This is a genomic window from Microbacterium sp. LBN7 (assembly GCF_045690345.1).
Classification (GTDB): Bacteria; Actinomycetota; Actinomycetes; order Actinomycetales; family Microbacteriaceae; genus Microbacterium.
Map to the genome: position 1 here is coordinate 1,912,560 of NZ_CP147856.1, position 11,405 is coordinate 1,923,964.

Here is an 11,405-nt window from a genome sequence, read left to right on the forward strand (position 1 = left end):
AACCCCGTCGCGTCGCCGCCGCGAAGCGTCTCAGTCGGCGAGGCGCAGCAGCATCCGGGCGACGACGAACCGCGCATGCCCGCGAGAGGTGCGCGGGTCATAGCCGAGCGTCTCGGTGAGCGCCGTGAGGCGATCCTGCACGCTGGAGTGGTGTCGGCCCAGACGCACGGCGGCCGCCCGCACGCTCTGCTCGTCGACAACCGCGTCGAGCAGTTCGAGGCTGCGGGCGTCGAGGTGCGCGAGCGCCGCCGCATCCGCGTGCAGGGCGCCGGAATCGGCGTTCTCGGCGATCAGCAGCAGCGCGCCGAGATCGGCGGCGTCGAGGGTGGGCTCTGCGGGCGAGGTCAGTCGCACGGCCACCAGGGCCGCGGCCCAGGAGGCGGGGAGCTGCTCCTCGGTGCCTGCCGTGCCGACGCCGCGTCGGAGATCGTCGTCGTCATCCCAGGCGCCCTCGACCGCGACCCCCTCCGGGAGGATCGTCGCCCGGGTGAGTCCGTGCCGGGTCGCCACGACCACGGACGGATGCTGCGCGCCGGGTGCCGGATCGGGGAGGGAGGCGATCACGCGGAAGCGTCCGGGCGCGAGCCGCAGCCGAGACAGCGCGCCGACCCGCTCGTCGGCACCCGCATAGGAGCTGATGGCGAGCTCGACCGCACTCGCCGTGCCGACCGAGCGGCGCGCGCGGATGATGCCGAGCGCGAGCGCGAGCCGCTCGAGGATCATCGCGTCGTTGGTGTGCGGCTCGCCCTCGCGTTCGATCCACACGACGGCGTCGGGTCCGCTGTCGCGCAGCATCCATCCGTCTCGGGGATCGATCGGATCGATGCGGACGCCGTCGGCCCGCACACGCATGATCTGACGGCCGTCGCGTTGCCCGACCGTCGCGCCGCTCAACACCGCAGCACCGCGCAGCATGCTCTCGACGCCGACCGACCGCTCCACGAGGGCATCGAAGTACGTGACGACCTTGAGGGTCTCGCTGGCGTCCGGGTCGAGGGCGGTGAGACGCCCCAGCAGATCTTGCATGTCGGCTCCATCGCGCGGGAGTTCCACCCTACGGGGTCGACTCGCGACCCCGTAGGGGACGGCGTCACGACAGCAGGCGGTTCACCCAGTTGTCGCGCGCGGCGAGCATCGCCTGCGCGACGGCCGCGTGCGGTGCGAACATGTCGAACCCATGGAACCCTCCGGCCCAGACGTGCAGCTCGGCCTGGACGCCGGCCTCCCAGAGGCGCGTGGCGTAGGCCACGTCCTCATCGCGGAACACCTCGGCGCTGCCGCAGTCGATGAACGCCGGGGGCAGGCCCGCGAGATCGGTCGCGCGAGCAGGAGCGGCGTAGATCGAGACGTCGGCGCCGCCCTTGCGGTCACCGAGCAGAGCGGTCCAGCCGGTGATGTTGGAACCGCGATCCCAGACGCCGATGCCGTCGATCTGCCGCGTCGAGACCGTCTCGTCGCGGTCGTCGAGCATGGGGTAGATGAGCAGCTGCCCGACGAGCGCCGGACCTCTGCGGTCGCGGGCGATGAGCGCCGTACCGGCCGCCAGTCCTCCTCCGGCGCTGCCGCCGCCGATCAGCAGACGCGACAGGTCGATGCCGAGGTCTTCCGCGTGGTCCGCCGTCCACACGAGCGCGGCGTAGCAGTCCTCGACCGGGAACGGGTCGGGGTACTCTGGCGCGAGCCGGTACTCCACGGTCACGATCACGCCGTTGAAGCGCTCTGCCCAGTCGAGGAAGCCGACGACGCCCAGCCACCGGTTGCCGATGATCATGCCGCCACCGTGCGTGTGGAAGAAGCCGGGTCCCGTGCCCGTCCGCCCCTCCTTCTCGATCACGGAGACGACGATCTCGTCCCCTCCGTGCCCGGCGATCGGAACGTCGCGGCGCGTGAAGCCCCGCGCCTCGAGCACGGCGAAGATCTCCTCGTCGCCGCTGACCGGCGCCTGGCGCATGAGCGGGATCATCTCCGGCGTGAGGGTGGACGGGATCTGGTCGGCGACCAGGGCGAGTGCGGCTTCGAGCTCGGGGTCGAAGGGCGGGCGAGCCAGCGTGTCAGTCATCAGAACTCCTTTGTCCTCGCCGTCTGCGTGGCGGCGTCCCGCCAGCATCCTTCACGTCTTCCCCCACGGTAACCCGCCACCCGCCCCCGATCTCGCCCCGTCCGGCCGCCATCCGGCGGGGCGCTCCCGTGGCAGAAGAGCACAGTGCCCGGGCCGTCGACCCTGCCGAACTGCCACCGGAGCGTGTCGTCAGCCGGCGAACGACAGACCTGCGGCGAGCGCGAAGCCGAGCACGGTCGCGAGACCCGTGGACTCCTTCGCCTTCGACTGCGCCTCGGGCACCATCGAGTCGACGAGCATGACGAGGAGGGCGCCGGCGGCGAAGCCGCTCGCCGCGGTGCGGAACGCATCGCCCGTCACGGTCGCGAGGCCGAAGCCCGCGACGGTGGCGAGCGCGCAGATGACGGCGACGCCGGCCCAGAGGAGCAGCACGCGGTTCTTCGCCATGCCGCCCTTCAGGAGGTCGGCCGCCGACCCGATCGACTCCGGCAGGTTCGAGACGAGGATCGCGACGACCAGTGCGATGCTGACGGGTTCGCCGGAGGCGAGCCCGATGCCGAGCACGAGCTGCTCGGGGATGCCGTCGAGCAGGGCGCCGACGGCGAGCTGACCCCCTCCCGCCTCGCCCTTCTTCCTCGCCGCCCTGGCATCGAGGATGCGCGCGGCGATGTAGTACGCGAGGGCCCCGGCTGCGACTCCGCTGACGAGCGGGACAGCACCGCCCCGCTCCAGCCCCTCTTCCCAGAGTTCGAAGGCGATCGAGGCCATCAGCGCTCCGGCCCCGAAGCCGAGGACGATGCCGAGCCAGCGCGGCGGCCAGACCCGCAGCATGGCGAGCACCGCTCCCACGAACAGCGGGGATGCCGCGACCACACCCCACAGCACCGCTTCGCCCATGTCATGCCTCCGCCTGACACTCTGGCACCCCGCGAGCGGAAAACAGAGACGATCTCTGCGCGTATCGGCGAGTCGCGTCCGGACACGCCGCGCCCGCGGCATCCGATCTCCGTTTTTCGGGTACCGGGCCGCGGCACGAAGACATCTGAGGCCGGTCTCAGCGAGCCGGATCGACGCCCGTGCGGTGGATGCCGAGATCGGTGCGATCAGCAAGGATGTCGGCGCGCAGCGCTCTCGTGCCACGGTATTCGCCGTCCTGCAGACGCCGGTACGGTCGTTGCGGCGTCTCGGTGCGGATCCCTGCGAGGCGCCGACCGAGACGCCCGATCTCACGGTCGATTCCTGTCGTGTCGAGGCCGTCGGCGTCGTGCACGACATGCAGGTCGAGCGGCTCGATCCCGGTGTACCAGAGGGTGCCGTGCGTCACCGGGAAGAGCAGCGAGTCGATGTCTCCGCTGATGCCGCGCGGACCGATGGATCGCTCGTCCTCACCGGCTGTGACGATCACCAGCGCCCGCCGGCCCGCGAGGGGTCCGGCGCCGTAGCGCAGCGGCACGCCGCTCTCGGGGTCGACCGTGCCGTAGGCGAACCCGTTCGTGAGCACGCGATCGAACCAGCCCTTCAGGATCGCGGGCACGCCGTACCACCACAGGGGGAACTGGAACACGAGAAGCTCGGCCGCGGCGACTTTGCGCTGCTCCTCGACCACGTCGTCGGTCAGCTGCCCCGCAGCCTGAGCTTCGCCCATGAGGTCCACGAGGTTGCCGGGGCGGCCGAAGGGCTCACCGAGATCCTTCGCGTCGAGGACCGGGTCGAAGCCCTGCGCGTAGAGATCGGTGGTCACCACGTCGTAGTCGGCGGCGAGCGCCTGGGTTCCCTCCCGGAAGAGCCGTGCGTTGAACGAGCTCGACTGCGGGTGCGCGAGGATCCAGTGCGCGGTCGGGCGCTCGGCGCTCATGACGTCGCCTTCCGGGTGCGGACGAGCGGAAGGACGGCCGCGGCGACCACGACCACCGCCGCGATGAACAGGGCGACGGTGAACCCGCTCGCCCCGAGGATCGAGCCGATGGTGCCGAGCACCGCGATGCCGAGTCCGCCTCCGAGCGCGAAGCCGACCTCCTGGATCGCACCCACCTGGCCCGCGTCGTCCTCCGTCGTCACGTCGAACAGCGCGGTCGCCGCGAGAGTCGCCCCGATCCCGAAGCCGAGACCGACGAGCAGGAGAGGGAGCGCGACCAGATCCAGATCGAAGGCGAGCCAGGCGAGCCCTGCGCCCTGCACCGTCAGTGCCAGCACCGTCAACGCGTTCGCGCTCAGCACCCGCAGGAACACCGGTGCCAGCACGCCGCCGAGGGCGATGGCGACCGCCTGCGGCAGGATCGCGATCCCCGCCTCGGCCGCACTGTGACCGCGTGCATCCTGCAGGTGGAGGCTCACCAGCACCACGGATGCCGACGCCACCCCGCTGCTCGCGAGGATCCGCGTGATCGCGGGGCTGAAGCCCGGCACGCCGAACAACCGCATGTCGATGAGCGGCTCGCGCAACGTGCGCTGCCGGCGGATGAAGAAGATCAGGACCGCGACGGCGACGACACCGGCGACGGCCGCGGGAACCGGCGCCGCGAGCACCTCGTGCAGCGCGAAGACAAGCGCCCCGAGGGCGACGATCGACGACAGGATGCTGAGCACGTCCCACGACGCCGAACGGGAGCTGCGGGAGTCGGGCACCAACCAGATCGCGAGCGCGCCGGCGATCACGGCCAGGGGCACGCTGCCGAGGAGCAGCCACCGCCATCCCGGGCCCTCGGTGATGATCCCGCCGAGCACCGGGCCCAGCGCGCTCCCGGCGCCGAAGGTCGCCGTCCACAGGCCGTAGGCGAGCACGCGCTCCCGCGCCTGGTAGTGGGCGCCGATCGTGGCGACCACGCCCGCGACGACGAACGCCTCCGCGACTCCGAGCAGAGCCCGGATCGCGATCAGCACCAGCCCGTTGTCGGCGAACCCGCCGATGGCGTTGAGCACGGCGAACCCCGCGAGGCCGATGAGCACGATGCGCTTGCGTCCGAAGGTGTCGCCGATCCGCGCCGCGAGGATGAGTGTGGCCGCGAGCGACAGGGAGTAGATGTCGACGAGCCACAGGGCTCCGCTGTCGGTGAGGGCGAGATCGCCGCGGATCGCCGGCAGGGCGGTCGAGACGCTGCTGATCGCGAGGGCCCCGATGAGGATGCCGAGCTGCAGCGGGATCATCGCGAGCCAGGGGTGGCGGAGGGAACGGGTGGGGGCGAGGGTCGTGGGGGTACTGGACGTCACGGTCCCAGTCTGGTGTGATGGTACGGAGGGGACAAGTACTGTCATTCCGGTCACATAGTGACCGTTTGGATACTGAGGAAGCACGAGAGGCGAGCTCATGAGGGAGAAGACGGAGCGCATCGTCCGGGAGTGGACGGATGCCTGCGACGCCGAGGTGTCGATCGCCGTGCTCGGCGGCGCCTGGAAGCCCAGCATCCTCTCCCTCCTCGGCGAGCACGGCGTGCTGCGCTTCGGCGAGCTGAGCCGCCTCCTGCTCGAGCCCACGGCCCGCGTGCTCACGCGGCAGCTGCGAGAGCTCGAGGACGACGGACTGATCACCCGCGAGGTGTACCGGCAGGTGCCGCCCAAGGTCGAGTACCGGCTGAGCGACCTCGGGCGCGGCGCCGGCCCCCTGGTCGACTCCCTCACCCGGTGGGGCGGCGAGTACGCCGCGCATCAGAGACGGATGCTGGCCGCTCCGGCATCCGTCCGCGATGAGGAGCGGCAGGAGTTGATCACTGGAGGTCGGGTGTGACGAATGTCGCCGTGTAGTCCTCCGTACATGGCGTCAGGACATAGACCTTCCCCCAGCCCTCGGCCATGAGCAGCGAATCGTCCTGCACGAATCGCGTGCGCCGGTCGTCGGCCTCGACGATCACCCACCCTTGATCGGTCGTCCACCAGCGCCCTTCCCCGACGACCGGGATCACGTCGCCGGCCAGGCATCGGCGGTCGCCATCAGCGCTCCGCTCCTCCGTGCCGAGCGAGAGTCCGCGGAGTTCCGCTGTGCCGTCCGCGCTCAGAGTGAAGGTCGCGGCGGTGTCTCCGCCGTCGAGATCGTGATAGTCGACGGGGAACTCGAGCTGCGTGGTCATCTCGTCCCGTGTCGCGGACGCGACCCGGAAGTACTGCACACTCACCGCGGCGACGATGGCAAGCAGGCAGGCGCCGCCGAAGATCCACCAGGCCCGAGCACGGAGATGCGGCCGATCCCGGATGATCATGAGTACGGCGACCAGGCCGAAAAGCATCCCGATCATCAGCACGATGCTCCACACGAACGAATCTGCCGCGCCCGGCGGGCCGAAGAAGTCAGCAGGTCTCTGCACGCGGTCACACTATCGACTTCGGCCTCAAGGGGCCTGAGCGTCGCCGTCGTCATGCGGCACAGGGCGACACGCCGCCCGCGGATAGACTGGAAAGCATGTCCAAGGTCCTCCAGTCCCTGCCCGTCGGCGAGCGCGTCGGCATCGCCTTCTCCGGAGGACTCGACACCTCCGTCGCCGTCGCGTGGATGCGCGACAAGGGCGCCGTGCCCTTCACCTACACCGGTGACCTCGGGCAGTACGACGAAGACGACATCGCGTCGATCCCCGGCCGTGCGCTGGAGTACGGCGCCGAGGCCTCGCGCCTGGTCGACTGCAAGACCGCCCTGGTCGAAGAGGGCCTCGTCGCCCTCTCCTGCGGCGCCTTCCACATCCGCTCCGGCGGCAAGACCTACTTCAACACGACGCCGCTCGGTCGCGCGGTCACCGGCACGCTGCTGGTGCGCGCCATGAAGGAGGACGGCGTCGACATCTGGGGCGACGGCTCCACCTACAAGGGCAACGACATCGAGCGGTTCTACCGCTACGGCCTGCTCGCCAACCCGCGCCTGCGCATCTACAAGCCGTGGCTCGACGCCGACTTCGTCACCGAGCTCGGCGGCCGCAAGGAGATGAGCGACTGGCTCGTCGCCCACGACTTCCCGTACCGCGATTCCGCCGAGAAGGCGTACTCGACCGACGCGAACATCTGGGGCGCGACGCACGAGGCCAAGACGCTCGAGCACCTCGACGTCTCGCTCGAGACCGTCGACCCGATCATGGGCGTGAAGTTCTGGGATCCCTCGGTCGCGATCGAGACCGAAGACGTCACGGTGACCTTCGAGGCCGGCCGCCCCGTCGCCATCAACGGTGTCGAGTACAGCGACCCGGTGGCCCTCGTCATGGAGGCCAACACGATCGGCGGACGCCACGGTCTCGGCATGAGCGACCAGATCGAGAACCGCATCATCGAGGCGAAGTCGCGCGGCATCTACGAGGCCCCGGCCATGGCACTGCTCTTCATCGCCTACGAGCGCCTGGTCAACGGCATCCTGAACGAGGACACGCTCGCGACCTACCACGAGCAGGGCCGCCGCCTCGGTCGCCTGATGTACGAGGGACGCTGGCTCGAGCCGCAGTCGCTCATGCTGCGCGAGTCGATCCAGCGCTGGGTCGGCCTCACGATCTCGGGCTCGGTCACCATCCGTCTGCGCCGCGGTGACGACTGGACCATCCTCGACACCGTCTCGCCGAACCTCTCGTACGGTCCGGAGAAGCTGTCGATGGAGCGCGTCGGCGACGCCGCCTTCGGCCCGGTCGACCGCATCGGGCAGCTCACGATGCGCAACCTCGACATCGCCGATTCCCGCTCGCGCCTCGAGCAGTACGCCGGCCTCGGCCTCATCGGGGGCGCCACGGGCGAGCTCGTCGGCCGCGTGACCGCGGGCGAGTCGGGCGAGATCACCGGTTCGGTCGAAGAGGTCGACGAGAACCTGGCGGATGCCGTGGACGTCGCCTCCGAGGGCGCGGCCTTCGACTCCGGCACGGACTGACCTGTTCTTCACTAAGGGGGGCGGATGCTGCGGCATCCGCCCCCCTTCTGCGTTCCGACACTCCGCGGCGCCGTTCACAATTCAGCAAGAACTCGCCGCCTCGCCGCGCAGAGCATCCCGCCCGAACGAGAACGGGCGTTCCGTGCTGAGTTGTGAACGCGGAGATGCGCGGAGCCTGTGAGTCCTCCGAGTTATCTTGCACACTCGTGTGCACTATAAGTAGCATGGGGACATGACCACCCGTGCACCCCGCCGCGATTCCGTGGAGAACCGCGCCGGCATCCTCGACGCCGCCCGTGCGACCCTCGCGAACGATCCGCACGCTTCCGTCGACGTCATCGCCCGCAGCGCCGGACTCTCGCGCCGCACCCTCTACGGACACTTCGACGACCGCGACGCACTGATCCGCGAGCTCATCTCCAGCGGCGCGCAGCGCTTCAACGCCATCGCCGCCTCGGTCGACGATCCCGACAGCCGCATCGCCCTCGCCCGCCTCGCCGCCCGTCTCTGGCAGGAGGCCGCGCACGTGCAGGTCGCCGCCGCGCTCGCCCTCGACGAGGCGCACGTCGAGCACACGGCGGCAGCACTCGCGCCCCTGCGTCGCACGGTCGCGGCGCTCGCCCGTCGCGGACAGGAGGACGGGAGCTTCCGCACCGACCTCGCCGCCCCCACCCTCGCCCGGCTGATCGAGGAGATGGCGCGCACGGTCGTCTCGCGTACGGATGCCGCCAGCATGGGCGCCGCGAACGTCGCGGTGCGCACGGTGCTGAGCATCGCCGGACTGTCGTGGCGAGAAGCGGATGAGCTGCTCGCCGCACATCCCGACATCATCGCCGCGGAGATCGATGAGGAGGCGACAGCGTGAGGATCACCCTGCACGAGGTGAGCAAGGGGCGCGGCGGACAGGCACTGCCGGTGACGAGCCTCGAGTTCCACACCGGAGCCGTGCGCTTCGCCCTCGCCGAGACCGAGCAGCGGCCGACCGTGCTCGGACTGATCGCGAGCGGACGGATGCGGCCGGACGCCGGCCGAGTCACCCTCGACGGCGCCGAGAACGCGAAGGAGCTGCGGCGACGCGTGGCTCTGGTCGATGCACCGGACGTCAGCGACCCGCACGCCGACATCACGCTCGCCGGAGTCGTGGGCGAGGAGCTCATGTTCGCCGGCGTCGGCGCGACGCCTCTGCACGCGCGCCGCTGGCTGGCTCAGCTCGGGTTCGCCGAACTGGCATCCGTCCCGATCGGCACCGTCGACCCCGCTGCCCGCGTGCGCATCATGTGCGAGCTCGCGGTGCTGCGCGACGGGGTCGAGGGCATCGTGCTCGTCGCCCCCGACCGGCACGGCGGCAGCCCCGACGGCTGGTGGCGCATCGCCGGCGAGTTCGCCGACCGCGGCTACGCCATGCTCGTGATCATCGGCGGCTCGGCAGCCGTCGCCCTCGAGCGGATGCAGGAATTCGACGCGATCAACGCCTCCGGGCCGATCCAGCCGCTCGTGCTCGAGGAATCCGGCGCCACTTCGGGGCCCGAAGCCCCGGAATCCGAAGCCCCGATCGAGAACGGAGGCGAGCGATGAAGGTTCCTTCCATGATCGCCGCCGAGCTGCGGCGCCTCACCGCGAGCAAGATGGGCATCATCGCCCTCGTCGCGCTGATCTGCGTGCCGATCCTCTACGGCGGTCTCTACCTGTGGGCCAACCAGGACCCCTACGCGAAGTTCCCCGAGGTCCCTGTGGCGCTGGTCGTCGACGACGAGGGCGCCCCTGCCGCAACCTCAGGGAACCAGGGGGCCGGCTCCGACACCGTGAACTACGGCGAGGACGTGGCCGACAACCTCATCGACGGCAACGCCTTCGACTGGCAGCGGATGACCGCGGAAGAGGCCGCGGATGCTCTGCGCGAGGGCACCGTCGACTTCACCGTGACGATCCCCGCCGACTTCTCCTCCGCGCTCACCTCGGCGGCGGGCGACGACCCGCACCAGGCGCGCATCGACCTGGAGACCAACGACGCCAACAACTACCTCGCCTCCTCGATGGGAACGCAGGCTGTCGAGAAGATCCGCAGCTCCGTGGCCGAGATGGTCGGGAGCGAGGCCGCCGAGCGTCTGCTCACCGGCCTGAGCGACGTGCGCGACAGCCTGATCACCGCCGCCGACGGAGCGACCCAGCTGACCGATGGCGCGAACACCGCGGCATCCGGAAGCTCCACCCTCGCCGACGGCACGGCGCAGCTCGCCGACGGCACCGCGCAGCTCGCCGCCGGCGCGCAGACGCTGGCGAGCGGGGCGCAGCAGGTGAGCGCGGGGAACCGACAGCTCGCCGACGTCGCCGACCGCGCGGGTGCGGCCGTGCAGCAGGCCGCCGATGCGCTGCCCCAGGTGCGCGCCGACATCGCGACCACCCTCGCCGAGCAGGGCGTGACACAGGAGGAGATCGATCAGGTCCTCGCGGCCCTCGACCCTCTGGCGAGCCGCCTGCAGGACGGCAACTCGAAGGTGCAGACCGCGGTCGGCCAGGTCGATCAGCTCGCCGCCGGCGCCGCATCCCTCGCCTCCGGCGCCTCCGAGCTCGCGACCGGAGCGGGCACGGTCGCGAGCGGTGCGGCATCCGCGAATGCCGGCGCCGCTCAGCTCCGCGACGGACTCGGCACGCTCGCGGCGGGCACCGCGGAGCTGCGCGACGGGCTCTCCGACGGGGTCGGGCAGATCCCGGCATCCACGCCCGAGCTCCGCTCGCTGCAGGCCGACACGATCGCCGACCCGGTGAAGGTCTCGAGCGACAAGGTCGCCTCGGCTGAGGACTACGGCGCCGGGCTCGCGCCGTTCTTCGCGGCGCTCTCGGCCTGGATCGGCATCTACGCGCTGTTCCTCATCGTCAAGCCGATCTCGCGTCGCGCGGTCACGGCACTGCACTCCCCGATCCGCATCACGCTCGCGGGATGGCTGACCCCCGCCATGCTGGGCGCCGTGCAGATGGTGGGACTGATGGGCATCCTCGCGATCACGCTCGGCTTCACGTTCGACAATCCCATCGGCACACTCGGGGTGATGGTGCTCGCCTCGGCGACGTTCGCCGCGATCATCCTCACGCTGAACGTCTGGCTGGGATCCGTCGGGCAGTTCCTCGGCCTGGTGCTGATGGTGCTGCAGCTCGTCACCGCCGGCGGCACGTTCCCGTGGCAGACCCTCCCGGCCCCGCTCGCGGCCCTGCACCATGTGCTGCCGCTGGGATACGTCGTCGACGCGATGCGTCAGCTGATGTACGGCGGAGACCTCGCCCGGGCCGGCTGGGATCTGGCCGTCCTCGCCCTGTGGCTCGTCGGCGCCCTGGCGCTCGCGATGGTCGGGGTGACGCGCATGACGCACCGACGCACGCTGCGGGATCTGCAGCCGAGCCTCATCGGGTGAACCCTGTCCGCCGGAGCGCTCCTGCGGCCAGGACCTCCGGCGGATATGATGCGAAGGCGCGGCCCTGACACGCGCACTGGGGCTCGGTGGGACTGAGTCCCACCTGCTATCCCGA

Annotated in this window: 11 protein-coding genes; 5 read left to right on the forward strand and 6 right to left on the reverse strand. The window is 70.7% G+C overall.

Features of this window, described 5'->3' with window-relative positions; translation table 11 throughout:
- Nucleotides 1-30: 30 nt before the first annotated feature.
- From LBN7_RS09155 to LBN7_RS09175, 5 genes are all read right to left on the reverse strand, one after another.
- Nucleotides 31-1,026: a LysR family transcriptional regulator gene (locus tag LBN7_RS09155; protein ID WP_407361614.1), complete on the reverse strand. Its 996-nt coding sequence runs from the start codon at nucleotides 1,024-1,026 to the stop codon at nucleotides 31-33.
- A gap of 64 nt (nucleotides 1,027-1,090) precedes the next feature.
- Nucleotides 1,091-2,059 (reverse strand): alpha/beta hydrolase fold domain-containing protein, encoded by a 969-nt coding sequence (locus tag LBN7_RS09160; protein ID WP_116633254.1) that lies wholly within the window; start codon nucleotides 2,057-2,059, stop codon nucleotides 1,091-1,093.
- Between the two features lie 189 nt (nucleotides 2,060-2,248).
- Entirely contained in the window at nucleotides 2,249-2,956 is a 708-nt protein-coding gene (locus LBN7_RS09165; RefSeq protein ID WP_407361615.1) for a ZIP family metal transporter, read from the reverse strand.
- Nucleotides 2,957-3,113: 157 nt separating this feature from the next.
- On the reverse strand, nucleotides 3,114-3,914 hold the full coding sequence (locus LBN7_RS09170) for an NAD(P)H-dependent oxidoreductase (RefSeq protein ID WP_407361616.1): 801 nt from the start codon (nucleotides 3,912-3,914) through the stop codon (nucleotides 3,114-3,116).
- Nucleotides 3,911-5,266 (reverse strand): MFS transporter, encoded by a 1,356-nt coding sequence (locus LBN7_RS09175; RefSeq protein ID WP_407361617.1) that lies wholly within the window; start codon nucleotides 5,264-5,266, stop codon nucleotides 3,911-3,913. The genes LBN7_RS09170 and LBN7_RS09175 overlap by 4 nt, the downstream gene beginning before the upstream one ends.
- A gap of 97 nt (nucleotides 5,267-5,363) precedes the next feature.
- On the opposite strand from LBN7_RS09175, the gene LBN7_RS09180 reads away from it, so the two are divergent.
- Nucleotides 5,364-5,780 carry a helix-turn-helix domain-containing protein gene (locus LBN7_RS09180; protein ID WP_116633258.1) on the forward strand — a complete coding sequence of 139 codons (417 nt, stop codon included), beginning with the start codon at nucleotides 5,364-5,366 and terminating at the stop codon, nucleotides 5,778-5,780.
- On the opposite strand, the gene LBN7_RS09185 is transcribed toward LBN7_RS09180, so the two are convergent.
- Nucleotides 5,761-6,354, reverse strand: coding sequence for a hypothetical protein (locus LBN7_RS09185; RefSeq protein ID WP_407361618.1), 594 nt, complete (start codon nucleotides 6,352-6,354; stop codon nucleotides 5,761-5,763). The two genes, LBN7_RS09180 and LBN7_RS09185, sit on opposite strands and share 20 nt — an antisense overlap.
- Nucleotides 6,355-6,449: 95 nt before the next feature.
- Between LBN7_RS09185 and argG the strand changes: the two genes are divergently transcribed.
- The 4 genes from argG (at nucleotide 6,450) to LBN7_RS09205 (ending at nucleotide 11,290) form a co-directional block, all read left to right on the forward strand.
- The gene (argG, locus tag LBN7_RS09190) at nucleotides 6,450-7,883 is read left to right on the forward strand and encodes an argininosuccinate synthase (RefSeq protein WP_407361619.1); all 1,434 of its coding nucleotides are present in this window, start codon (nucleotides 6,450-6,452) and stop codon (nucleotides 7,881-7,883) included.
- Nucleotides 7,884-8,115: 232 nt separating this feature from the next.
- Nucleotides 8,116-8,748 carry a TetR/AcrR family transcriptional regulator gene (locus LBN7_RS09195; protein WP_116633261.1) on the forward strand — a complete coding sequence of 211 codons (633 nt, stop codon included), beginning with the start codon at nucleotides 8,116-8,118 and terminating at the stop codon, nucleotides 8,746-8,748.
- Nucleotides 8,745-9,458, forward strand: coding sequence for a hypothetical protein (locus tag LBN7_RS09200; protein ID WP_407361620.1), 714 nt, complete (start codon nucleotides 8,745-8,747; stop codon nucleotides 9,456-9,458). The genes LBN7_RS09195 and LBN7_RS09200 overlap by 4 nt, the downstream gene beginning before the upstream one ends.
- The gene (locus tag LBN7_RS09205) at nucleotides 9,455-11,290 is read left to right on the forward strand and encodes a YhgE/Pip family protein (RefSeq protein ID WP_407361621.1); all 1,836 of its coding nucleotides are present in this window, start codon (nucleotides 9,455-9,457) and stop codon (nucleotides 11,288-11,290) included. The genes LBN7_RS09200 and LBN7_RS09205 overlap by 4 nt, the downstream gene beginning before the upstream one ends.
- Nucleotides 11,291-11,405 lie beyond the last annotated feature (115 nt).

Bases quoted from the DNA above. Each gene is read 5' to 3' on its own strand.
- LBN7_RS09160 (WP_116633254.1), bottom strand. From the start codon at position 2,059: ATGACTGACACGCTGGCTCGCCCGCCCTTCGACCCCGAGCTCGAAGCC.
- argG (WP_407361619.1), top strand. From the start codon at position 6,450: ATGTCCAAGGTCCTCCAGTCCCTGCCCGTCGGCGAGCGCGTCGGCATC.
- LBN7_RS09180 (WP_116633258.1), top strand. From the start codon at position 5,364: ATGAGGGAGAAGACGGAGCGCATCGTCCGGGAGTGGACGGATGCCTGC.
- LBN7_RS09205 (WP_407361621.1), top strand. From the start codon at position 9,455: ATGAAGGTTCCTTCCATGATCGCCGCCGAGCTGCGGCGCCTCACCGCG.
- LBN7_RS09155 (WP_407361614.1), bottom strand. From the start codon at position 1,026: ATGCAAGATCTGCTGGGGCGTCTCACCGCCCTCGACCCGGACGCCAGC.
- LBN7_RS09195 (WP_116633261.1), top strand. From the start codon at position 8,116: ATGACCACCCGTGCACCCCGCCGCGATTCCGTGGAGAACCGCGCCGGC.
- LBN7_RS09170 (WP_407361616.1), bottom strand. From the start codon at position 3,914: ATGAGCGCCGAGCGCCCGACCGCGCACTGGATCCTCGCGCACCCGCAG.
- LBN7_RS09165 (WP_407361615.1), bottom strand. From the start codon at position 2,956: ATGGGCGAAGCGGTGCTGTGGGGTGTGGTCGCGGCATCCCCGCTGTTC.